Here is a 19,442-nt window from a genome sequence, read left to right as displayed (position 1 = left end):
GAGAGGAAAAAAGGCAGGCTCTCCCACCTGGACGCGTCGGGACGCGCCAGGATGGTGGACGTGTCGGCCAAGCAGGTCACCGCGCGGGAGGCGGTGGCCCAGGCCACCGTGACCATGCGGAGGTCCACCCTCGAGCTCATCACGGGCGGCGGGATCGAGAAGGGTGACGTGCTGGCGGTGGCCCAGGTGGCGGGGATCATGGCCGCCAAGAAGGCCAGCGAGATCATCCCCATGTGCCACCCCATCGCCATCACCGGGGTGGACCTGGAGTTCAAGGTGGACGAGGAGGCCTCCGCCATCACCGCCGTGGTCACCGCCCGGACCCGGGACCGCACCGGGATCGAGATGGAAGCCCTCACCGGGGCCGCGGTGGCGGCCCTCACCATCTATGACATGTGCAAGGCGGTGGACCGCGACATGGCGGTCACCGAGGTTAAGCTGCTCTTCAAGACCGGCGGCAAGTCGGGGACGTACCGGCGGGAAGAGTAAAGGGCGGCGGGCCATGACACCCGGATACGGACTGAACCGGAGGTAGGTCTGAATGGCGGAGGGAAGGATAGAGGCGGTCTGCGTCAGCGCGGAAAAGCACGTGCAGAAACAGGCGGTGGACCGGGTAGTGCTGGTCCCCGATAAGGGCATCGAGGGCGACGCGCATTACGGCTTCGGCCACCGCCAGGTAAGCCTGCTGGCGGACGAGAGCGTGGACAAGATGCGGGAAAAGGGCGTCAAGGACCTCAAGCCCGGGGCCTTCGGGGAGAACCTCCTCACCCGGGGCATCGACCTCCTCTCGCTGCAGATAGGGGACCGCCTGCGGGTGGGCGACATGGTGGTCCTAGAGGTCTCACAGGTGGGCAAGGAATGCGTCGACCGCTGCGCCATCTACTATGCCGCGGGCGACTGCATCATGCCCCGCGAGGGGATCTTCGCGCGGGTGATCGAAGGCGGGGCTGTCGTGCCCGGAGACGCGGTGCGGAAAGAGGGATAGGGCCGTCCCGGAACGCCGCGCCCGGAGGGTGAAGCGGCACGGACTAAAAAAAGACCGGGCGCGCATCACCTCTGGCCACGGAGCGATCCGCGGCGGCGGAACAACGGCGTGCTGGGGCGGACGGACCTCGAGACGAAGAGTGGAAAAGGGCAGGGGAGCAAGCAGGATGACGGTATACCGGGTGGCGATACTCACGGTGAGCGACAAGGGCTCGCGTGGAGAGCGGGAGGACCTCTCGGGCGCGGCCCTGGAGGAGGCCGTCCTCGCCCGGGGATGGAGCGTGGAGGTCCGCGAGGTCGTCCCCGACGAGGAGGAGGCCATCGCGGAGCGCCTGGTGCGTTACTGCGACGAGCTCAAGGTGGACCTGGTCCTCACCACCGGGGGCACGGGCCTGAGTCCCCGGGACGTGACCCCGGAGGCCACGCGCCGCGTCATCGAGAGAGAGGCGCCGGGCTTCGCCGAGGCCATGCGCGCCGCCTCCCTGGCCAGAACCCCCCACGCCATGCTCTCTCGCGCCGTGAGCGGCCTGCGCTCCTCCACCCTCATCGTGAACCTCCCGGGAAGTCCCCGCGGGGCGCGCGAGAACCTGGAGGTCATCATGCCCGCCCTCCCCCACGGCCTGGACAAGCTGCGCGGCGACGGCGGGGAGTGCGCCGTCCCGTGAGAGACGGGGACGATTTGAAAAGGGCCTTGAAACGGTTATAATATCCCTGTCTTTCGCCCTACATGGAGCCCGAACGGATATCGCACCTGCGGAGGTTGCCGTGCTGACCAGACGATTCGTTAAAATGATCGAGACCAGGGCGGACAAGGTGGCCAAACTCTGGTTGAAGGAAGTCAGGCAGTCCAAATACACTCCCACCTACCACCACTTTCCCGAGGAAATCCTCTTCGAGCGGGCCATGGCGGTCTACGAGCGACTGGGGTACTGGTTGAGTCCGGAGACCAAGCAGGAGGAGATAAGGCACTTCTATATGAACCTGGGACAGCGCCGCTACCAGGAGGGGTTCCGGCTCGAGGAAGTGATCATGGCCCTCATCCTCCTCAAGCGGTACCTCTGGCTGGAGGTGCTCTCGGAGGGGCTCACCCAGACCAATCTCGAGCTCTATCAGGCCCTGGAGCTCAACAACCAGGTGGTCCTCTACTTCGACCGCGCCGTCTACTACACCACCCTCGGTTACATGGAAGCCCTGGATGCCGCCAGGGCCTCGGGTTGAACGGAACGCCTTCATCCCCGCGGGTCTCAGCAGCGCCCACGCTCATATGGAACGGAACCCCTGCGATGAAAGCCTGGGAGAAAGGATAGAGTATTGGACCTCGTGCTGGTAAGACACGGAGAGACGGAATACAACCGCGCGGACGTCTTCCGCGGCCGCGTCGATCTCCCGCTGAACGAACGGGGACGGGAGCAGGCGGAGGCGGCGGCGCGCTACCTGGAGGGCGAGTGCTTCGAGGCCTTCTACTCCAGCCCCCTTGCCCGTTCCATGCAGACCGCCCGCGCCATCGCCGCGCGGCACGGGGCGGAGGTGGAGGCCCTCGACCTCTTCCTCGACGTCGATTACGGCGAGTGGAGCGGAAAGAGCGTCGACGAGATCAGGGAGACCTGGCCGGAGGAGTTCGCGGCCTGGTCCGATGACCCCGAGAAGGCCGTCTTCCCGGGCGGCGAATCGGTGCGGGAAGTGAGGGAAAGGCTGCGCCGGGGGCTGGAGTGGCTCTCCTCCCGCCATGCGGGAAAGGTGCTGGTGGTGGGGCACAAGCTCATCAACCGCCTGGTCATCTGCATCGTCCTCGACCTGCCCACGCGGGGCATCTGGAGGGTGGAGCAGTCCAACGGGGCGATCAACGTCATCACCCGCGGGGAGCGGGGATGGGTGTTGCGGCGCATGAACGACGTGGCCCACCTCCGCGGCCTGGAGAGCAACGACCAGCAGACTTAAAAAGGCGCCGCCCGGCGCGCGGGGACCCGATCCGTATCCTGATCCACGACGCCCCGGCGTCCCGGCGCGTAGGGTATAATGGACGCGACGGGATGGGAGTGAGGGAAGATGAGAAGCGTGGCGACGACGGTGGATTACACTCTGCGCAAGCGCTCCGTGCTGCGCGACTACCGCTGCGGGCGCCTCTCGGTCTACGACGTCTGCGACGCCCATCCCGAGATCCGCCGCATCGCCACCAACGTGGGCGAGACCACCTCGTGCCTCTGCCCGGTCTGCCGCAAGCATAACCTGCGCCTGCTCAACTTCGTCTACGGCAACGAGCTCGACGGGGACAACGGCCGCGTGTTTCCCACCGAGGTGGTCTTCGACGGGCTGAGGAAACGCTACCGCGACTTCACCTGCTACGTGGTGGAGGTGTGCATAGGTTGCAGCTGGAACCACCTGGTGCGCAGCATCAGCTTCAAGAACGCCGGAGGTGGCTAAGATGTGCGAATCCCACGCCTATCTTCTGGAGGGCGAGGAAGAGCGGCTGGTCATGGAGGACGTGATAAGCATCCGGGAGGAAGGGGGCAAGGTGATCCTCTCCAACATCATCGGGGAGGAGAGCACCCTCGAGGCCGAGGTCGCCTCCATCACCCTGCTGGAGCACAAGGTCCTGCTCAAGCCGACGGCTTAGAGCCCTCGCGCGTCCCCCGGCCCTTCAGGTCCGTATGACCAGGGCCTCCTCGTCCACGCGCACGATGGCCTCGTAAGGGATGACGTTCGCCTCCCCGGCGCGGTTGTAGCGGCGGCGCAGCTTCCCCACCAGGCGCTCCATCCGCTTCCCCGCGGGGAACCATTCCATGCCCACCTGCAACCCCTCCAGGAAGAGAAGCACCCCCTCACGCTTGAGGATGACCGCGTCCACGCGCTGCAGGCGGTTCCCCTCCGCGTCCACCATCTGCTTATTGAGGACGTCCCTGCGCAGGAGCAGCTTCCCCTCGCTGGAGGAGACCTCGAAACGCGGATGCTCATGCCGCAGGTAGACCGCCTCCGGCTCCAGGGCCTCCACCTCCGACCACGGCAGCAAGAGCACGATGTCCTCCACGGGCCGGGGAAGCAGCAGTTCCCCCACGCGGTCCGTCCACTCCAGGTGTACGGCGATGTCGGTGGCCACGGGCGGCCTCGCCGCGAGGTCAAAGGCGAGGTCCTCCAGATGGCCGACCTCCCGGTCCTTCGCGTCCCTGACCTCGCGCCTGAGCAGGGACGCCAGCATCAACTGGCCTTCCTCCACGCACCCTCACCCCCCTTATCCGGATGGTATAAAAGTGGACACGATCATGGCCAGGTTTACGAGGTAGAGAAACACCGTCACCGTCCACATCACGGCGTTGAAACGCGGTGAATTGGCATATTCTCCCATCAACTCGCGGTCGTTCACCAGGATCATCATGAAGGTCACGATCACCGGCAGCAGGATGCCGTTCAGGGTCTGGGAGGCCACCATGATGAAGACCAGGTTGATGCGGGGGATCATCACCAGCAGGGCGCTACCCGCTATGAACAGGGTGTAGGTGAGGTAGAACTGGGGCGCCTCGCGGTAGGGGCGGTCGATGGTCGCCTCCCAGCCGAAGGCCTCGCACACCGTGTAAGCGGTGGTGAGGGGAAGGATGGAGGCGGCGAAAAGGGAGGCGGCGAAGAGGCCGAAGGCGAAGAGGTAGGAGGCATAACCCCCCGCCACCGGAGCAAGCCCGGCGGCCGCCTCCTCGGCGGAGGTGATGTTGACGGCGCCCACCCCGGGCTTGTAATAGAAGGCGGCGGCGCAGCAGATGATGATGAACATCCCCACCACCACGGCGAAGAACACCCCCACCAGGGTGTCGGCGCGCTCGTAGGCCAGCTTATCCGCGTCCAGTCCCTTGTCCACGATGGAGGACTGCTGGTAGAAGAGCATCCAGGGGGCGATGGTGGTGCCGATGTTGGTCACCGCCAGCACGAGGTAGGGCGTCTCCATGCTCAGCCTGGGGACCACCAGCGAGCGCCCCACCTCGGACCAGTCCGGCCCGGCCAGGAAGGCGGAGACGAAATAGGCTATGTAGACCAGGCTCACCACCAAAAAGATCTTCTCCACCCGCTTGTAGGTCCCCTTGACCACCAGCCACCACACCGCGAAGGCGAGGGGGGGTATGGCCAGCAGGGGAGGGAGGTGGAAGAGCTGCAGGCTGGCGGCCAGCCCGGCGAAGTTGGAGACGGTGTTGGCGAAGTTGGTGAAGAGAAGGGCGAGCATCACCAGAGCGGTAAGGCGCAGCGAAAAGCGCTCCCTGATCAGGGCGGCCAGGCCCCTGCCGGTGACCGTCCCCAGGCGCACGATGACCTCCTGGATGAGGGCGAGAAAGACGGCGGTGACGGTGAGGACCCAGAGGAGGTCATACCCGTAGCGGGCGCCGGAAACGGAATAGGTGGCGATGCCCCCGGCATCGGTGTCCACCATGTTCACGATGATGCCGGGGCCGAGCACGGCCAGGAACAGCAGCAGTTCCCGGCGGGTCAGCCTCCTTTTCCTGCGCCCCTCCCTGGCGGGCATGGCTGTCCTCCAAGGTCATATCACTCCCGCTTGTCCGCCGGTGGGTCTGGGATCCCCGCGCCCGGCCCGGAACCGGCTCGGACTCGAGACCGTGCCGGCCGTGCCCAGCACACGCCCTTTCCGACCACTCGCGCACGTTTTTCGCGACTTCCACGCACGGGGCTCCCGCAGCCTGTACTGGTTGATTATACCACGCGGAGGTGAGGCAGGCCCGCCGCGGTCAGCGCAGGCGGCAGGCGGCGGGGCAGTCGATGACCCGCTTCTCGGTGACGATACTGTGGATACGCGCGTCGTGGTCGGCGCAGGGCACGTGCTCCACGATCTGTAGCTCGAAGGCCACGGCGATGAGACGGCAGCGGGGGCTGCACTTCTCCAGGAAGCGGTCGTAGTAGCCGCCGCCGTATCCCAGCCTGCCTCCGGAGAGGTCGAAGGCCACGCCCGGCATGAGCACCACGTCTATCTCCTCCGGAGGCACCGGCCGCAGGCATTCGCACCTGGGCTCCAGGATGTCGTAGTTCCCCGGCGCGAGGTCCTCCTGCAGGTCGAGGATGCGCGAGGCCACCATGCTCTTGTCACCGTCGTTGGTGCAGGGAACACAGACCACCTTGCCTTCCTCCAGGGCGCGCCGGATCATGGGCAAGGTGTCCACCTCGCTGCGGAAGGAGATAAAGAAGAGAACGGTCTTCGCCGCCGCGAACTCGGGGACCGTCCACAGGTTCTCGGCCACGCACGCCGAAAGCAGCTTCCTCTGCTCGGGATCTATGGCGTCGCGGAGCTCCTGGACCTTCTTGCGCAACTCTTTCTTCTTCTTGTGGATCATGTCGTTCTCCCGAGGTCCTGACCTCCTATAATAATATAGCAGGCCGGGGAAAAGGCAACCCGCGGCGCGGGGGGCGGCCGTGAGAGAAAAGTCGGCTATGCTCGAGGGGGAGGAGACGGCATGGCGAAGGTGTTGGTGATATCGGACACCCACATACCCAAGGTGAGCGATTCGCTGCCGCGGGAGGTCCTGGAGGCGGCAAGCAGAGCGGACCTGGTGCTGCACGCCGGAGACTTGGTGGAGATGAGGGTGCTGGACGAGCTGCGTTCCCTGGCCCCGGTGCGCGCGGTGGCGGGGAACATGGACCTGCCGGAGGTGAGTTCGGTGCTGCCCCAGCAGGTCACCGTGGAGGTGGAGGGGAAGCTGATCGGCCTAACCCACGGATCGGGCCCCCCCATGGGCATCGAGAGGAGGGTGCTCTCGCGCTTCTCGGGGGTGGACGCGGTGGTCTTCGGCCATACCCACAAGGCCCTCGTAGAGGAACGCAGGGGAGTGTTGCTGGTAAACCCCGGCACCCCCACTGACCTGCGCTTCTCCGACCGCCTCTCCTTTGCGTTGCTCACCGTCGAGAACGGCGCCATCGTTCCGTCCCTGGTATGGCTGGATTGAAGCGGCGCCGGTCCTAGGCGGAAAGGGCTTCGGCTCTCGCGGGCCACGGTTGTCATGCGTTGCTCACCGTCGAGAACGGCGCCATCGTTCCGTCCCTGGTATGGCTGGATTGAAGCGGCGCCGGTCCTAGGCGGAAAGGGCTTCGGCTCTCGCGGGCCACGGTTGTCATGCGTTGCTCACCGTCGAGAACGGCGCCATCGTTCCGTCCCTGGTATGGCTGGATTGAAGCGGCGCCGGCGCGGGGCTTTCAGGGGGTCTCGCCCCAAGGTTCATCCTCCGAGAGGTCCAGGCCTCCCACCACCACCCAGCGTCCCCTGCCGGCCAGTTCTTCGAAGCCGGGGATGAAGAGCAGGGGGTCGTTCGCCGCGTCTTCGTACCAGCGGAGATATATCTCGCCCTTCTTGTCGCCGAAGCTGTCCTGCTTGTACTCGGGGCTCCCGAACATCTCCTTGCCGATATAGCGCACGCCCCCGCCGGTGAGGGCCACCGTGGCATCCCTGCCGTCGTTGCTGACCTCCTCCATCTGCACTTCCAGGAACTCTATCTCCCACTCCCTGGAGTTCCACATCTCCCGCAGGGAATCCACCTGCTCCATGCCCACGAACTGCCCCTTCTCGTCCTGCAGGAAGGCGGGGTTCACCACCTCCAGATAGAGGTCGAAATCGCGCCCCTTCTCGGGATCGCGCACCGTCTTGCCGCCGGAGCTCTCGCCCTCCTTCCACTCCATGGACTTGAACCATTTCTTGACCGCCGTCACCGGGCTCTTGTCCTTGGGGTCGAACTCTTCCTTGAAGGAAGCCCCGCTGCTCCATCCGCATCCCGCGCAGGCGAGAAGAAACACCGCCGCGGCGGCATATCCGAACCATCTCGGTATCCGCAAGCTCGACCTCCTGTCCACAGAGACACCTCGCCCCGATCCCGCGAGCGGAGCAAGTAGCCGGCCCTCATCATGCGCCCGGCACGGCCATCCGGCCGGCGCACCTCCGTCTCGACCGCCTAAGTATATTGCACCGGCCCACGCCTGTCAGCTCGGCCCCTGCGCCCCTTCCTCGACCTCCGGAAACTCCGGCTCCCCGGGTCCGATATCCTCATAGTAGTAGGGCAGTTTGGCCAGCTGGTAATCCTGTACCACCCACGCGCCCTCCACCCTCACCAGGCGCACCGTCCTCGGGTACTGGGCGAAATCGATTCCGCCGCTGTCGCCCCCCGAGTTGTAGAAGCCCTTGAAGGTCCCCCCCACCAACTCGACTTCCGCGTAATCCCCCTCCTCCTTTACCAAGCGCGTCTTGAGCCCCTCCAGGAGATAGTAGTCGTAATCGATGCCCTCGGTGTAGGGATCGGGCTCGTATTCGCCCCGCTGCGCCATCTTGTACAGCTCCATGTCCGTGTGCTTGAGGAAGAGCATGACGTCCTTGTCGCGGATGGCGCCGTAGAACTCCTTGACCGCTTTCTCGGGCCCGCTCTCCCCGCCTCCGGCCAGCACCATCACGAGCACCACCGCCGCCGCTACCAACGCCGCCAGGAGCAGCAAACCCACCAGGGGGCTGGTGCGGCGGCGGGCGCGGCGCCTCCTCCTCTCGGCCTCCTCGGCGTCCAGGCCCTTGCGGAGGGCCTCACGGCGGTAGCGCGCCGCCTCGCGCTGGGAACGCCTGCGGGCGCGCGCCTTCAACGCTTCGAGTTCCATTATCTTCTCGCCGCACTCCTCGCAGTAACGGCGCCCCTCCGGGTTATCGAACCCGCAGTTGGGACAACGCAACTCAAACCCCCTTGTCCATCCGGGCAAGCCCACGCATATCCACTTCCACGCGCGGCGGGGCCGAAAACGCCGGCACAAGGTATCCCGTCAAGTGACCCGGCCTTTCCCGGAGCTTTCGTGAGCGACTCCGTTCCTCAGTATATTCTAACCGCCTTCCGGAACCCGCGCACCCTCCCTTGAACGCGGGCGTTCCTTGGTCTGCCACGTGCCGACCCCGACCTTGCCACCTTCCGCGCCGCGGTGGACGTCGCCGCGCATTCTCTGACACGCACGTATTCCCATTCACCGCTTCACGATCTCGCCGCTTCCTCGAGGGCGCGGATAATGTAGAGGTCGAGTGCCTCCAGGTACCATACGCCGTCTCTGCGCACCAGGTAAAGTGGCACGAAATCCTCGCGCGCGAAATCCACCTCTCCTTTCTTTATCCAGGCTCCTCCCGCCCTGCGGTAGAGCACGCAGCGGCCGGAGACGATCCTCACCAGGGCACGTTCCCCATCCAGGTAGTCGGCCTCCAGCCTTATGCCCGTGAAGGCCATGCGCCAGTCCACGGGCGCGGCGAGATACACACGATATAGACCCTCCCAGGCGCGCGCCAGTTCCCCATCCCCTTCAGAGACCCTTTTCAGAGCCTCGGGATTGACGCATGAGCGCATGGCCGGGAGGTCGTGGGACTGCACAGAGCCCAGGAACTTGTACACCGTTCCCTCCGGCGTCTCCTGTCCGCATCCTGCCGCCGCCAGACAGAGCGCCAGCGCGGCGGCCAGCGGAAGGAGGACCCTGGCGGCACGGAAGGCCATCTCCGTTCCCCGGGTATGCGTCCGCCGGCCTTCCCCTAGATCTTCGTCCCGCAGTTGGGGCAGAAGGCCGAGCCCTCGGGGACCTCTCCTCCGCAGGAAGGACAGGTGCCGGCGCCCGCGGCGGGCTGTGGGGCGGCCCCGGGAGGGGGCGGAGGGGCAGCCTGTGCCGGAGCCGCGGGGGGTGCTGGGGGAGCGGGAGCGGCACCCGGCGGGGGCGGCGCCGCAGCCGCGGCGGGCGCCTGGGCGGCGGCCCTCTGTTCCTCGATCTGCTTCTCCAGCTCGATGATCTGCCACTCGAGGTTGAAGATCTCGTCCACCTGAGGGCGCAGCAGCTCGGCGTCCACCTGCTGCTGCCTGAACTGTTCCACCAGTGCCTCTCCCAGCCTTGCCACCAGCTCGCCCCTCTGTTTGCGCAGGGCGTTCACCTGGCCCTTCTGCCTGGTGGTATCCAGGGCTTGGTCGAGCTGGGATCCCAGGCTGGAGGCCTGCTCCTTGATCTTGTCAAAAAATCCCATTCACCTCACCTCGTTCTTTTCGCCGTCGTTCTCCTCGGCCGCCAGCAGGCCGCTACCCGGTGCCGTTTCCATGTCCCGTTTTCCCTGTTCGCAAAACCCGGCCGCCGCAGCCCCGTGCCCGGAATCATCCCTCCGGGTCTCCGTTTCTATAATAATAAGCCATCCGCCCCTCGAGCGCGCCGCCCCGGCCTCGCAGGGGTAGAGCGCCTGCCGCTCCTCGCAGCCCCTTCGACATGCCGTCCGTCCCCTCGAGCGCGCTGCCGCTCCCGCCACGCGGCCGGACGCCCGGAAGGCGGCGGGGACACCGCACGGGCCTCTTGCGGGAGATACCCGGACGTGAAGGGCCCCCGCGCGCGGCGGGATGCGCCGCCCGGGAGCGGGGTCGGCGTCCCTCTCAGGAGAGGAGGGAATGGATGGCGCGGGCCGCCCTCTTTCCCGCCCCCATGGCCTCGATGACCGTCGCGGACCCGGTCACGATGTCTCCGCCGGCAAAGATGTTGGGCACCGAGGTCTGACCCGTCTCCGGGTCCGCCTCTATGTATCCCCACTTGTTCAGCTTTACCTCCGGGAGGGTGGAGGTGAGAAGGGGGTTGGCGCGGGTGCCGATGGCCATGACCACCAGGTCCACCTCCAGCTCGAACTCGGAGCCCTTGATCGGGACGGGGCGGCGCCTGCCGCTCTCGTCCGGCTCCCCCAACTCCATGCGCAGGCACTCCATGCCCCGCACCCACTCGTCCCCGAGGATGCGCACCGGCAGGGTGAGGAATTTGAAGGCCACCCCCTCCTCGGCGGCATGGGCGATCTCCTCCGCCCGCGCCGGCATCTCCTGCCGCGAGCGCCGGTAGACGATGGTCACCTCCTCAGCCCCCAGGCGCAGGGCGGTGCGCGCGCTGTCCAGGGCCACGTTGCCGCCCCCGATCACCGCCACCCGCTTGCCCCGCTTGATGGGGGTGTCGTAATCGGGGAAGAGGTAGGCCTTCATGAGGTTGGAGCGCGTGAGGTACTCGTTGGCGGAATATACGCCGTTGAGGTTCTCACCCGGTATGTCCATGAACATGGGCAGGCCCGCCCCGATGGCGATGAAGGCGGCGTCATAGCCGTCCGCGAAGAGCTCCTGCAGGGTGTAGCTGCAGCCGATGACCTGGTCCAGCCTGATCTCCACCCCCAGGCGACGCACGTATTCCACCTCGCGCATGACGATGGCCTTGGGGAGTCGGAACTCCGGGATGCCGTAGGTAAGCACCCCGCCCGGCGCGTTCAGGGCCTCGAAGATGGTGACCTCGTGCCCCATGCGGGCGAGGTCGCCGGCGCAGGTGAGGCCGCCGGGTCCCGACCCTATGACCGCCACCCGCTTCCCCGTCGGGCGTTCCTTGGGGGGCATAACGATCTCTCCCCGCGCCGCCTCGTAATCGGCGGCGAAGCGCTCCAGCCTCCCTATGGCCACCGGCTCGCCTTTCCTGCCCAGGGTGCACACCGCCTCGCACTGCGTCTCCTGGGGGCACACGCGCCCGCAGATGGCGGGGAGGCTGTTCTTCTCCTTCAGCTTGGCGGCGGCGGCCATGGGGTCGCCTTCCTCTATGAGCTTGATGAAGGCGGGGATGTCGATCTCCACCGGGCAGCCGGCCACGCAGGGCTTTTTCTTGCACTGCAGGCAGCGCGAGGCCTCCGCGGCGGCGGCCTCGGCATCCAGGCCCAGGGCTACCTCCTCGAAATTGAACCGGCGCACCTCCGGGTCCTGCTCCGGCATCTTCACGCGGTCTATCTTCACCCTTTTCTTCTTTCCGCCGTCTTCGCTCATCCGTGCTCTCCTTTTTCCGTATCGGGCTGCTGTCGTCACCATCCCCGGCATACGCGAGGTGGCGTTCGGCGTCGGTCCCCCTATTATATCGTGGGGCTCCGCGCCGGAGAATCACATCATCAGGACGATCTCCCACGAGTGCACCGGCTTTACGGAGATCCTTCAAAAGCAAAAAGAACGGGCGACCGGCATCTGGTTGGGAGGAATTTCCTGTAACTTGACCGTTCGTTCATCTCTGGCCGATACACGGCAGCCCGCCTACGTCCTCCCGCGCCGGCGAGAGAAACCCGGACCCCGTCGTCCGCAGCCCCGCCTTCCGAAAGGAACCGCGGCCGTTCCCGGGGCGTCAACAAAGAGAGGGGATCGAGGGAGAGCTTAACGGAGGGGAGAGATGGCTGGGAGAAAATGGTTATGGGCGGCGGTGCTGCTGGTGCTGGTCTCGGTGACGGTCTCCGCCGCCGTGCTGGGATGCGGGACGAAAGAGGCCGGATCCGTCGTCGGCGACGAGAGCGTTCTTTCCGACCGCGCGGGAGGAGAAGCGGACAAGGGGCGCTCACAGGGCGAAAGAGGTTTGTTTTCGGAGGGGATGGAGAACATGAGTGCCGAGGCCGCCTCGGGATGGAGCGCGCCGACTCCGCCCCAGGCGACTTCTTCCGCCGGAACCTCCGCCGTCCTGGAACAGCTGCAGCTCAAGGTGATCAAGACCGCTCTGGTGAAGATGGAGCTCGCAAAGGGAGAGTACGGCTCGGTGCGGGAGGACGCGGTGGCGGCGGCCAAAGCGGCGGGAGGTTACGTGGAGGACGAGAGCTCCAGCCGCGACGGCGACGGCTACACCCACGCCACCCTCACCCTGCGTGTCCCTGCGGACAGGTTCGACGAGCTCCTGGGGGAGGTGTCCTCCCTGGGGGAGGTGACCTCGAGCCAGGTCAAGACCCAGGACGTGAGCGAGGAGTACGTGGACCTGGAGAGCAGGCTGCGGCACCTGCAGGCCCAGGAGCAGTTTTACCTCACCCTCATCTCGAGGGCTCAGACCATCCAGGAGATGATCTCCATCCGGGAACATCTCGACTCCATCCAGCTCGAGAAGGAGCAGGTGCAGGGGCGCATGAACTTTCTCGACAAGCAGGTGGGCTTCTCCACCCTCACCCTTTCGGTGGACGAGACGTCCAGCGAGGGGGGAGGCGAGGAATTCTGGGACAGGGTGGGCGAGGCCTTCAAGAGCTTCGGACGCGGCATGAAGAAGCTGGCGGTGGGCTTCTTCTACGCCCTTCCCTACCTGCTCATCCTGGCGTTGGTGACGGGGGCGGTATGGCTGCTGGTGAGGCGCGCTCGCAGGTCCCGCTCCGGAGAGGGGACCGAAGCCGGCCGGTAGCGGACGGGCACCACGTGACGGGTCGAGTAAAGGAAAAACGCGCCGCCCGGGGCGGCGCGTTTTTCCTCTCGCGTACTCCGCGGAGACCGCGTCCCGGCCTTAGTGATCCCGCTCCGAGCCCTCCAGGGGGATGAAGCGGTCGGCCAGCTTCTCCAGCACCGCGGGCATGGTGGTGTATTCCATCTCGTCCAGGGGCAGGCGGTGCGGCTCGAAGGGTCCGTGCGCGCGCAGGTAGTCCGCTATGTCCAGGGCCTTCTGCCTCGCATTGTCGTAGCTGGGGTCCGCGAACATGTCCCTGGGCCCTACCAGCCTGCCGCCGATGAGCTGGAAGCCGAGGGCCACCACGCGCGGTGGGCCGTCGAAACGGGTGGGGGTGTCCCAGTCGGTGCCCACGGGCATGAACGGGCCGTGGTGGCTGCCGCGCATCCATCCCGCCACGGTGTAGGGGAAGGCGAAGGGCTCCAGCACCTCGCCCACTGCCGGGAGCCCGCTCTGGCAGCGCACCGCCATCACCGGGTCGTCCTTGCCCACGTAGCGCCCGGCCATGAGGAAGAGGCGCTGGGTGGAGGTCACCGCCACCGGCTCGTCGTCGCCCTTGCGGAAGACGTGCTTGATGACGTAGCGCGAGGGGGCGCCGATGAACACCAGCATGTCGTAGATCTCCTCCGGGGTGTTGAAGATGACCTTCTTCTCCTCGATGAGGTCGTGCACCTCGAAGCGGAATCCGTTGTGCATGGAGGGGTCGATGACCAGCCCGGCGGTGTTGAAGGGGTCCGCAAACATCTTGTAGAGGGGGAAGTTCCAGGAGCCGGGCTCCGTCTTGTCGGCCAGGAAGACGATCACCGGCTCGCTCTTGCGCTCCTCGAACTCCATCTCCGCGAATCCCGGACCCATGCCCCGCAGGTTGCCGGAGAAGGCGTCGGTGAGCAGGTCCTGCCCCGCCCCGTACTGCCCGAGCTCCTTGGCCACCTCGGTCACCGCCTCGAAGGTGTCCCAGGCGAAGCGGTGGATCTCCTCGTTGTCGGGGCCTTTCTTGTGGGTCATGATCATGGCGATGTCGTCGCCGCACTTGGCCTGGCAGTAGTCGATGAGCAAGCCCTTCTCCTTCGCCTCCGCCAACAGCTCGCGTGTGCGGCTGAGCATGGCCGGGTGCACGTCGGAGTGACCGACGTAACCGCCCACGTCGGCCTTGATTATGCTCAACGTGACCTTCATGCCACTACCTCCTTTGACTCGAGGAAGCCCGAAAGCTCCTCTTCCGCCCTGTTCCTCTTGTTCTCACCCCGGTCATAGGACAGTCGCCATTATAATATCTATACGGTATCATTTCAAAAACGCGCCGGGCGGGTTCGCGCGGCCCTCCCGTGCCGGAAGGCGCCCTGCCGGGCAGCTCCGGGCTCGACCGGTTGACCGTAAAGTGGAGGTCGCCGCGCGCCGGCGGCCATCTCCGCTTCGCGGGAGCCCGCGGCCCGGCATCCGCGGCCCGGTTTAACGCTCTTGTTCCCGGGAAGGGGTCAGGAAAAAGCGATGGGGGCGGACAAGGACATATACTGGCATGCCCTGGAGGTCGACGAAGCCGCCACGCGGCTGGGGACGTCGATCGTGGACGGGATATCGGAGGATGAGGCAAGGGAGCGCCTGCGCCTGCACGGTCCCAACCTCATCCGCGAGGAGGAGCGCGTCAACCCGCTCTCCCTCTTCCTGGACCAGTTCCGCGACTTCATGATCTACGTGCTGCTGGCGGCGGCGGTGATCTCCGGCGCCGTGCTGCGCGAATACCTCGACGCGGCGGTGATCATGTTCATCGTCATCGCCAACGCGTTGCTCGGATTCGTGCAGGAATACCGTGCCGAGAAAGCCCTGGAGAGCCTGAAGAAGCTAAGCGCCCCCACGGCGCGCGTGGTGCGGGGCGGGAAAGAGATGAGCATCCCCTCCTCGGAGCTGGTGCCCGGCGACCTCATCCTCCTGGAGGCCGGCGACCGCATCCCCGGGGACGCGCGCCTGGTGGAGGTCCACGGGCTGCGCCTGGAGGAGGCCTCCCTCACCGGCGAGTCGGGAGCGGTGGACAAGAACGCCTCCTGTCATGCCCCCGGATCCCTCCCCCCCGGGGACTGCAGGAACATGGTCTTCACGGGCACCCATGCCGTGCACGGCCGCGGCAGGGCCTTGGTGGTGGCCACGGGCCGGGAGACGCAGCTGGGGCGCATCGCGGAGATGATCGGGGAGGCCGGTGAGGAGAAGACCCCCCTCCAGGTGGAGCTGGGCCGGGTGGGGAAGCGCATCGCCCTTCTCTGCCTTGGCGTGTGCGCGGTGATCTTCGCGGCGGGGGTCATGCGCAGGCTGGAATGGGCGGATATGTTCCTCTTCTCCGTCAGCCTCGCGGTGGCCGCCATCCCCGAGGGACTTCCCGCCATCGTCACCATCGCCCTGGCCCTGGGGGTAAGGCGCATGGCCTCACACAACGCGCTGCTGCGCAAGCTGCCCGCCGTGGAGACCCTGGGCTGCGCCGACGTCATCTGCACCGACAAGACCGGCACCCTCACCCGCAACGAGATGGAGGTGCGGGAGGTGCTCCTTCCGGGGCGTCCGCCCGTGTCGCTGGAGGAGGCGGCGCGTGAGGGTGGGGGCCGGGAGGCATTGCAGCCCCTGCTGGCCACGGCGGTGCTCTGCAACGACGCCAGGGAGCAGGAGGGGGAATTCCTGGGGGAGGGGACGGAGATAGGTCTGCTGCGGGCCGCCCTCCAGGTGGGCTTCTCGCGCCATGAGGCCCTGGCCGCCCTGCCCCGCGTGGAGGAGCTGCCCTTCGAGAGCGAGCGCAAGATGATGAGCACCGTGCACCGCCGCGGAGAGGGCGACCGCTACTTCCCCCTCCCTCACGCCCCCTACCTCCTCCTGGTCAAGGGGGCGCCGGAGGCGGTGCTCAACCGCTGCACCCATGTCCTCACCCCCGCAGGCCTGGAGGAGATGGGGAGCGGAAGCCGCGTGCGTTACTCCGCCGAGGCGGAAAGGATGGCCGAGCGCGCCCTGCGCACCATGGCCTTCGCCTGCCGCCCCCTTGACGAAGCGCCCGAGGAGGCAGAGGCCGCGGCGCTGGAGAGGGACCTCATATACCTGGGGACGGCCGGACTCATGGACCCGCCGCGCCCCGAGGTCTTCGCCGCCCTCGAGAAATGCCGCAGGGCGAGCATAGAGGTGGTGATGATCACCGGGGACCACGCCGCCACCGCCCGCGCCATCGCCGAGGAGCTGGCCATCCTCACCCCCGGCAAGGAACTGGTCACCGGTCCGGAGCTGGCGCACATAAGCGACGAGGAGCTGGCCTCTCGGGTGGAGAGGATAGCCGTCTATGCCCGCGTCTCCCCATCCGACAAGGTCAAGATCGTGCGCGCCTGGAAGTCGCGGGGCAAGACGGTGGCCATGACCGGGGACGGGGTCAACGACGCCCCGGCCCTGAAAAACGCGGACATCGGGGTGGCCATGGGCATCACCGGCACCGACGTGAGCAAGGAGGCCTCGGACATGGTCCTCGCCGACGACAACTTCGCCACCATCGTCAACGCGGTGGAGGAGGGCAGGATCATCTACGACAACCTGAAGAAGTTCATCTACTTTCTGCTCTCCTGCAACATGAGTGAGGTCTCCACCATGTTCATCGGCATGCTCTTCTCCTCCGTGACCCCGCTCCGGGCGGTGCAGGTGCTGTGGATGAACCTGGTGACCGACGGCTTTCCGGCCATGGCCCTGGGGGTGGACACCCCCGCCCCGGACATCATGCTGCGCCCGCCGCGCGACCCCTCGGAGAGCATCCTCTCCTACCGCAAGCAGCTTCTGGTGGTGTGGCAGGGCCTCCTGCTTTCCCTGGGAGCCCTGGCCGCCTTTTTCGTCTCGCGCTCCATCCTCTACCCACACCACGCGGCGAAGGCCCAGACGGTGACCTTCACCACCCTGGTGATCTCCCAGCTCATCCACGCCTTCAACTCGCGCTCCGAGCGCCTCTCCATCGCCGAGCTCTCCTTCTTCGACAACCGGGCCCTCATCGGCGCGGTCCTCGCCTCCCTGGGCCTGCAGCTCATGGTGGTGCTGGTCCCGCCTCTGATGCGCCTCTTCGGAACCGCCCCGTTGGGCGCGGAGGGATGGGGACTCATCCTCGCCTGCTCGGTGCTGCCGTCAGTGCTCGTGGACCGCGTAAAGGTGGCGCTTCGAAGGCGGGGCGGGTAGAAGTTTGGGTGGGAACCGCGCACCCACGGCCGCTCCTGACAGAAGGGGGCGCAAGGGCGAAGGCTCGGTGTCGCGTGCCGGCGGATCCCGGCCGTGCTGACCGGGTACATGAATCCCTTCTGCGAAGGCAGAGGGCGACTTTCCGGCCGCAGGATGCCCCCAGGATGATGTCTCGTAAGCATGGCCGGTGCCTAAGGCTGTGCTTGTGGAACGTGCGGCGATATAAGGGCGGGAAAAGCTCGGGCCTGGCAGGTCTTGCCAGGTATGTATCGCCGGATATCTATGAGGCGGGCCGGAGGGCTTCCTCCGTGAAGGTGCAGTTGGGGTCCCACAGCAGCCACTCCTCGATGCCCAGCTCGTAACAGGCGCGGATCTGGGCCTGCACCTCCGCGGCGCCGTAATTGAGGCTCAGCGAGAAGTCCTGCAGCCAGGGGCGCAGCTTGCACCCCGTGCCCTCCAGCTTCTTCTGGAAGTCCACCAGGCTGGCATAGACGGTGTCATGGGGGTTGGCCTCGGGGTCGCCGATGTTGTACTCGCCCCGGTTGTAGTGGGAGGGATAGACCATGGGAGACATGTAGTCCAGGTAGCGGCCCATGGCCGCGACGTCCTGTCCGATGCCCATGTCCCCCTGCCCGGAGGCGGTGAGGCCGAAGACGTCGGCGGAGAAGGCCACCCCCAGGGGCTTGAGGCCGTCGCGCATGAAGGCGAGGAAATCGGTGATCACCTGGGACTTGGTGCGGGTGTCGCTTCCCTGGGCGGGGAAGACGCAGGTCCTCGTGTCGCCGTCGGAGGGGAAGCGCACGTAGTCGAGCTGTATCTCCTTGAAGCCCTTGCGTGCCGCCTCCACGGCCAGCCCCAGGATGTAATCCCAGTTCTCGCGGTTGTAGGGATCGAGCCAGTTCCCGTCCCCCCACCTTCCTCCGGCGGTGTTGTGCACCGCTAGGTCGGGGCGCTTCGAGGCCACTACGGGGTCCTTGAAGCAGACGATGCGGGCAATGGTGTAGATTTCGTTGTACCAGCACTTGTCCATGACCCGGCCGATATCCACCCCACCTTTGGTGAGATGGCTGTCCGTCTCCACCGCCAAAGGGACCTCGCTGGGATAGGCCACGCGCCCGCTCTCGTCCTTCACGTCGATCTGCATGCCGTTGAGCTCGGTCCTCATCACCAGGTCCACCATCTTCTTGAAGAGCACGCGATCCGCCGCCACCCAGATGGAGACGTGGATGCCCTTGACCTTGGGGGGCGGCGCGGTATCCACGAGTATCTCCCTGCGGTTTCCCGCCCGGTCCAGAGCCACCAGGGTAACGGCCTTGCGCTCGTAGCGGTCCACCTCGACCTGGAAGGAGCCGTCCGCTCCCAGCGAGAGCCTCCTGTCGTCCAGCATCAAGACGTCGGCTCCCTCGCACCTGCCCCTGATGACCGTCTTGCCATCGTCCCTTAACTCCCACTCCTCCACCTGCACCAGCGGCGGGGTGCCGTCCACCGTGAAACGCGACGAGGCCTCGACCTTGTCCCCCACCGCGATCTCCACCACGTGCACTCCGTCCTCCAGGTCGAGGTCCAGGGAGAGCTTCCCTTTCTCCACCGCCGCCTGTTCCCTGCGGTCCTCTCCGTCCACCAGCACCCCCACCGACCCGGGGTTGATGTTGCTCCTCAATGAGGCCTCGATGTGCACTGGCGAGCCCGCAACCAGGGATCCGTCGGCGGGCACCAAACCGCTGACGGCCGGGGAGTGCAGCAGCACCACGAGCATGACGATGAGGAAGACCACGGAGCCTAGACCGACCAGCGCCCAGACCGCGCGCGGGTTCATCTTCGTCCTCTGGCGGTAGATGCGCTGGCGGGGACGGACGGTGGGGCGCCTCACCCCCGTGGACCTCATCCCCGGCCTCGGCTCGGCCGTTCTCGCTCCCCCGGTCCGGGCGGTACCGGCCGAAACGGCCCGCGCGCCGGTTATCTTGGCGCGCGGCGCTATGCGCGACCTCAGGCGCCGCCGGGTGAAGATCCTCTTACCGCTTCCGGGATAGTAAGCCAATCCAGTCCTTCCGGAGCCCTGCCTCTCCGCACCA

At 66.4% G+C, this 19,442-nt stretch carries 20 protein-coding genes; 10 read left to right on the top strand and 10 right to left on the bottom strand.

Translation table 11 applies throughout. The annotated features are described in order from the left end of the window. Positions 1-51: 51 nt before the first annotated feature. The 7 genes from moaC (at position 52) to H5T74_06345 (ending at position 3,598) form a co-directional block, all read left to right on the top strand. Complete coding sequence (moaC, locus tag H5T74_06375; GenBank protein ID MBC7229999.1) at positions 52-489, top strand: cyclic pyranopterin monophosphate synthase MoaC; 438 nt, start codon at positions 52-54, stop codon at positions 487-489. 52 nt (positions 490-541) lie between these two features. Further along, on the top strand, positions 542-985 hold the full coding sequence (locus H5T74_06370; protein MBC7229998.1) for an MOSC domain-containing protein: 444 nt from the start codon (positions 542-544) through the stop codon (positions 983-985). Positions 986-1,151: 166 nt separating this feature from the next. Next, the gene (locus H5T74_06365; GenBank protein MBC7229997.1) at positions 1,152-1,649 is read left to right on the top strand and encodes a MogA/MoaB family molybdenum cofactor biosynthesis protein; all 498 of its coding nucleotides are present in this window, start codon (positions 1,152-1,154) and stop codon (positions 1,647-1,649) included. A gap of 100 nt (positions 1,650-1,749) precedes the next feature. Then, positions 1,750-2,202: an RsbRD N-terminal domain-containing protein gene (locus H5T74_06360; protein ID MBC7229996.1), complete on the top strand. Its 453-nt coding sequence runs from the start codon at positions 1,750-1,752 to the stop codon at positions 2,200-2,202. A 93-nt stretch (positions 2,203-2,295) separates the two neighbouring features. Then, on the top strand, positions 2,296-2,922 hold the full coding sequence (locus H5T74_06355; GenBank protein ID MBC7229995.1) for a histidine phosphatase family protein: 627 nt from the start codon (positions 2,296-2,298) through the stop codon (positions 2,920-2,922). 108 nt (positions 2,923-3,030) lie between these two features. Continuing rightward, the gene (locus H5T74_06350; GenBank protein ID MBC7229994.1) at positions 3,031-3,405 is read left to right on the top strand and encodes a DUF5318 family protein; all 375 of its coding nucleotides are present in this window, start codon (positions 3,031-3,033) and stop codon (positions 3,403-3,405) included. A gap of 1 nt (position 3,406) precedes the next feature. Next, a complete protein-coding gene (locus H5T74_06345) occupies positions 3,407-3,598 on the top strand; it encodes a CooT family nickel-binding protein (GenBank protein ID MBC7229993.1) in 192 nt (63 codons plus the stop codon). 24 nt (positions 3,599-3,622) lie between these two features. Here H5T74_06345 and H5T74_06340 read toward each other — a convergent pair whose 3' ends face one another. The 3 genes from H5T74_06340 to H5T74_06330 all read right to left on the bottom strand — a co-directional run bounded on the left by H5T74_06340 (position 3,623) and on the right by H5T74_06330 (position 6,305). After that, on the bottom strand, positions 3,623-4,180 hold the full coding sequence (locus H5T74_06340; GenBank protein MBC7229992.1) for a hypothetical protein: 558 nt from the start codon (positions 4,178-4,180) through the stop codon (positions 3,623-3,625). A 30-nt stretch (positions 4,181-4,210) separates the two neighbouring features. After that, complete coding sequence (locus H5T74_06335; protein ID MBC7229991.1) at positions 4,211-5,485, bottom strand: Nramp family divalent metal transporter; 1,275 nt, start codon at positions 5,483-5,485, stop codon at positions 4,211-4,213. 220 nt (positions 5,486-5,705) lie between these two features. Then, complete coding sequence (locus H5T74_06330; GenBank protein MBC7229990.1) at positions 5,706-6,305, bottom strand: 5-formyltetrahydrofolate cyclo-ligase; 600 nt, start codon at positions 6,303-6,305, stop codon at positions 5,706-5,708. A gap of 120 nt (positions 6,306-6,425) precedes the next feature. On the opposite strand from H5T74_06330, the gene H5T74_06325 reads away from it, so the two are divergent. Next, the gene (locus tag H5T74_06325) at positions 6,426-6,914 is read left to right on the top strand and encodes a metallophosphoesterase family protein (GenBank protein MBC7229989.1); all 489 of its coding nucleotides are present in this window, start codon (positions 6,426-6,428) and stop codon (positions 6,912-6,914) included. Between the two features lie 247 nt (positions 6,915-7,161). Here H5T74_06325 and H5T74_06320 read toward each other — a convergent pair whose 3' ends face one another. The 5 genes from H5T74_06320 to gltA all read right to left on the bottom strand — a co-directional run bounded on the left by H5T74_06320 (position 7,162) and on the right by gltA (position 11,780). Further along, entirely contained in the window at positions 7,162-7,794 is a 633-nt protein-coding gene (locus H5T74_06320; protein ID MBC7229988.1) for a hypothetical protein, read from the bottom strand. Between the two features lie 144 nt (positions 7,795-7,938). Beyond that, a complete protein-coding gene (locus tag H5T74_06315) occupies positions 7,939-8,670 on the bottom strand; it encodes a zinc ribbon domain-containing protein (GenBank protein MBC7229987.1) in 732 nt (243 codons plus the stop codon). A 290-nt stretch (positions 8,671-8,960) separates the two neighbouring features. Beyond that, the gene (locus H5T74_06310) at positions 8,961-9,467 is read right to left on the bottom strand and encodes a hypothetical protein (GenBank protein MBC7229986.1); all 507 of its coding nucleotides are present in this window, start codon (positions 9,465-9,467) and stop codon (positions 8,961-8,963) included. A gap of 35 nt (positions 9,468-9,502) precedes the next feature. Further along, a complete protein-coding gene (locus H5T74_06305) occupies positions 9,503-9,982 on the bottom strand; it encodes a zinc-ribbon domain-containing protein (protein MBC7229985.1) in 480 nt (159 codons plus the stop codon). A 394-nt stretch (positions 9,983-10,376) separates the two neighbouring features. Continuing rightward, on the bottom strand, positions 10,377-11,780 hold the full coding sequence (gene gltA, locus H5T74_06300; GenBank protein ID MBC7229984.1) for an NADPH-dependent glutamate synthase: 1,404 nt from the start codon (positions 11,778-11,780) through the stop codon (positions 10,377-10,379). A 391-nt stretch (positions 11,781-12,171) separates the two neighbouring features. Between gltA and H5T74_06295 the strand changes: the two genes are divergently transcribed. Then, positions 12,172-13,152: a DUF4349 domain-containing protein gene (locus H5T74_06295; GenBank protein MBC7229983.1), complete on the top strand. Its 981-nt coding sequence runs from the start codon at positions 12,172-12,174 to the stop codon at positions 13,150-13,152. Positions 13,153-13,251: 99 nt separating this feature from the next. On the opposite strand, the gene H5T74_06290 is transcribed toward H5T74_06295, so the two are convergent. After that, positions 13,252-14,367 (bottom strand): fructose 1,6-bisphosphatase, encoded by a 1,116-nt coding sequence (locus H5T74_06290; protein ID MBC7229982.1) that lies wholly within the window; start codon positions 14,365-14,367, stop codon positions 13,252-13,254. 312 nt (positions 14,368-14,679) lie between these two features. Here H5T74_06290 and H5T74_06285 point away from each other — a divergent pair, with 312 nt between their 5' ends. After that, positions 14,680-17,370, top strand: a complete 2,691-nt coding sequence (locus tag H5T74_06285) for a calcium-translocating P-type ATPase, PMCA-type (GenBank protein ID MBC7229981.1) — start codon at positions 14,680-14,682, stop codon at positions 17,368-17,370. A gap of 280 nt (positions 17,371-17,650) precedes the next feature. Here the strand turns inward: H5T74_06285 and H5T74_06280 are convergent, their stop codons facing one another. Further along, positions 17,651-19,408, bottom strand: coding sequence for a putative glycoside hydrolase (locus H5T74_06280; GenBank protein MBC7229980.1), 1,758 nt, complete (start codon positions 19,406-19,408; stop codon positions 17,651-17,653). Positions 19,409-19,442: the final 34 nt, after the last annotated feature.

The sequence above is a fragment of the Actinomycetota bacterium genome, from assembly GCA_014360645.1.
Classification (GTDB): Bacteria; Actinomycetota; Geothermincolia; order Geothermincolales; family RBG-13-55-18; genus Solincola_B.
This window is presented reverse-complemented; position numbering and strand designations above follow the sequence as displayed.

Coding starts and splice junctions, on each gene's coding strand:
- H5T74_06325 (MBC7229989.1), top strand. CDS start 6,426: ATGGCGAAGGTGTTGGTGATATCGGACACCCACATACCCAAGGTGAGC.
- H5T74_06350 (MBC7229994.1), top strand. CDS start 3,031: ATGAGAAGCGTGGCGACGACGGTGGATTACACTCTGCGCAAGCGCTCC.
- H5T74_06330 (MBC7229990.1), bottom strand. CDS start 6,305: ATGATCCACAAGAAGAAGAAAGAGTTGCGCAAGAAGGTCCAGGAGCTC.
- H5T74_06295 (MBC7229983.1), top strand. CDS start 12,172: ATGGCTGGGAGAAAATGGTTATGGGCGGCGGTGCTGCTGGTGCTGGTC.
- H5T74_06370 (MBC7229998.1), top strand. CDS start 542: ATGGCGGAGGGAAGGATAGAGGCGGTCTGCGTCAGCGCGGAAAAGCAC.
- H5T74_06290 (MBC7229982.1), bottom strand. CDS start 14,367: ATGAAGGTCACGTTGAGCATAATCAAGGCCGACGTGGGCGGTTACGTC.
- H5T74_06365 (MBC7229997.1), top strand. CDS start 1,152: ATGACGGTATACCGGGTGGCGATACTCACGGTGAGCGACAAGGGCTCG.
- H5T74_06310 (MBC7229986.1), bottom strand. CDS start 9,467: ATGGCCTTCCGTGCCGCCAGGGTCCTCCTTCCGCTGGCCGCCGCGCTG.
- H5T74_06345 (MBC7229993.1), top strand. CDS start 3,407: ATGTGCGAATCCCACGCCTATCTTCTGGAGGGCGAGGAAGAGCGGCTG.
- moaC (MBC7229999.1), top strand. CDS start 52: ATGGTGGACGTGTCGGCCAAGCAGGTCACCGCGCGGGAGGCGGTGGCC.
- H5T74_06305 (MBC7229985.1), bottom strand. CDS start 9,982: ATGGGATTTTTTGACAAGATCAAGGAGCAGGCCTCCAGCCTGGGATCC.
- gltA (MBC7229984.1), bottom strand. CDS start 11,780: ATGAGCGAAGACGGCGGAAAGAAGAAAAGGGTGAAGATAGACCGCGTG.
- H5T74_06335 (MBC7229991.1), bottom strand. CDS start 5,485: ATGCCCGCCAGGGAGGGGCGCAGGAAAAGGAGGCTGACCCGCCGGGAA.
- H5T74_06285 (MBC7229981.1), top strand. CDS start 14,680: ATGGGGGCGGACAAGGACATATACTGGCATGCCCTGGAGGTCGACGAA.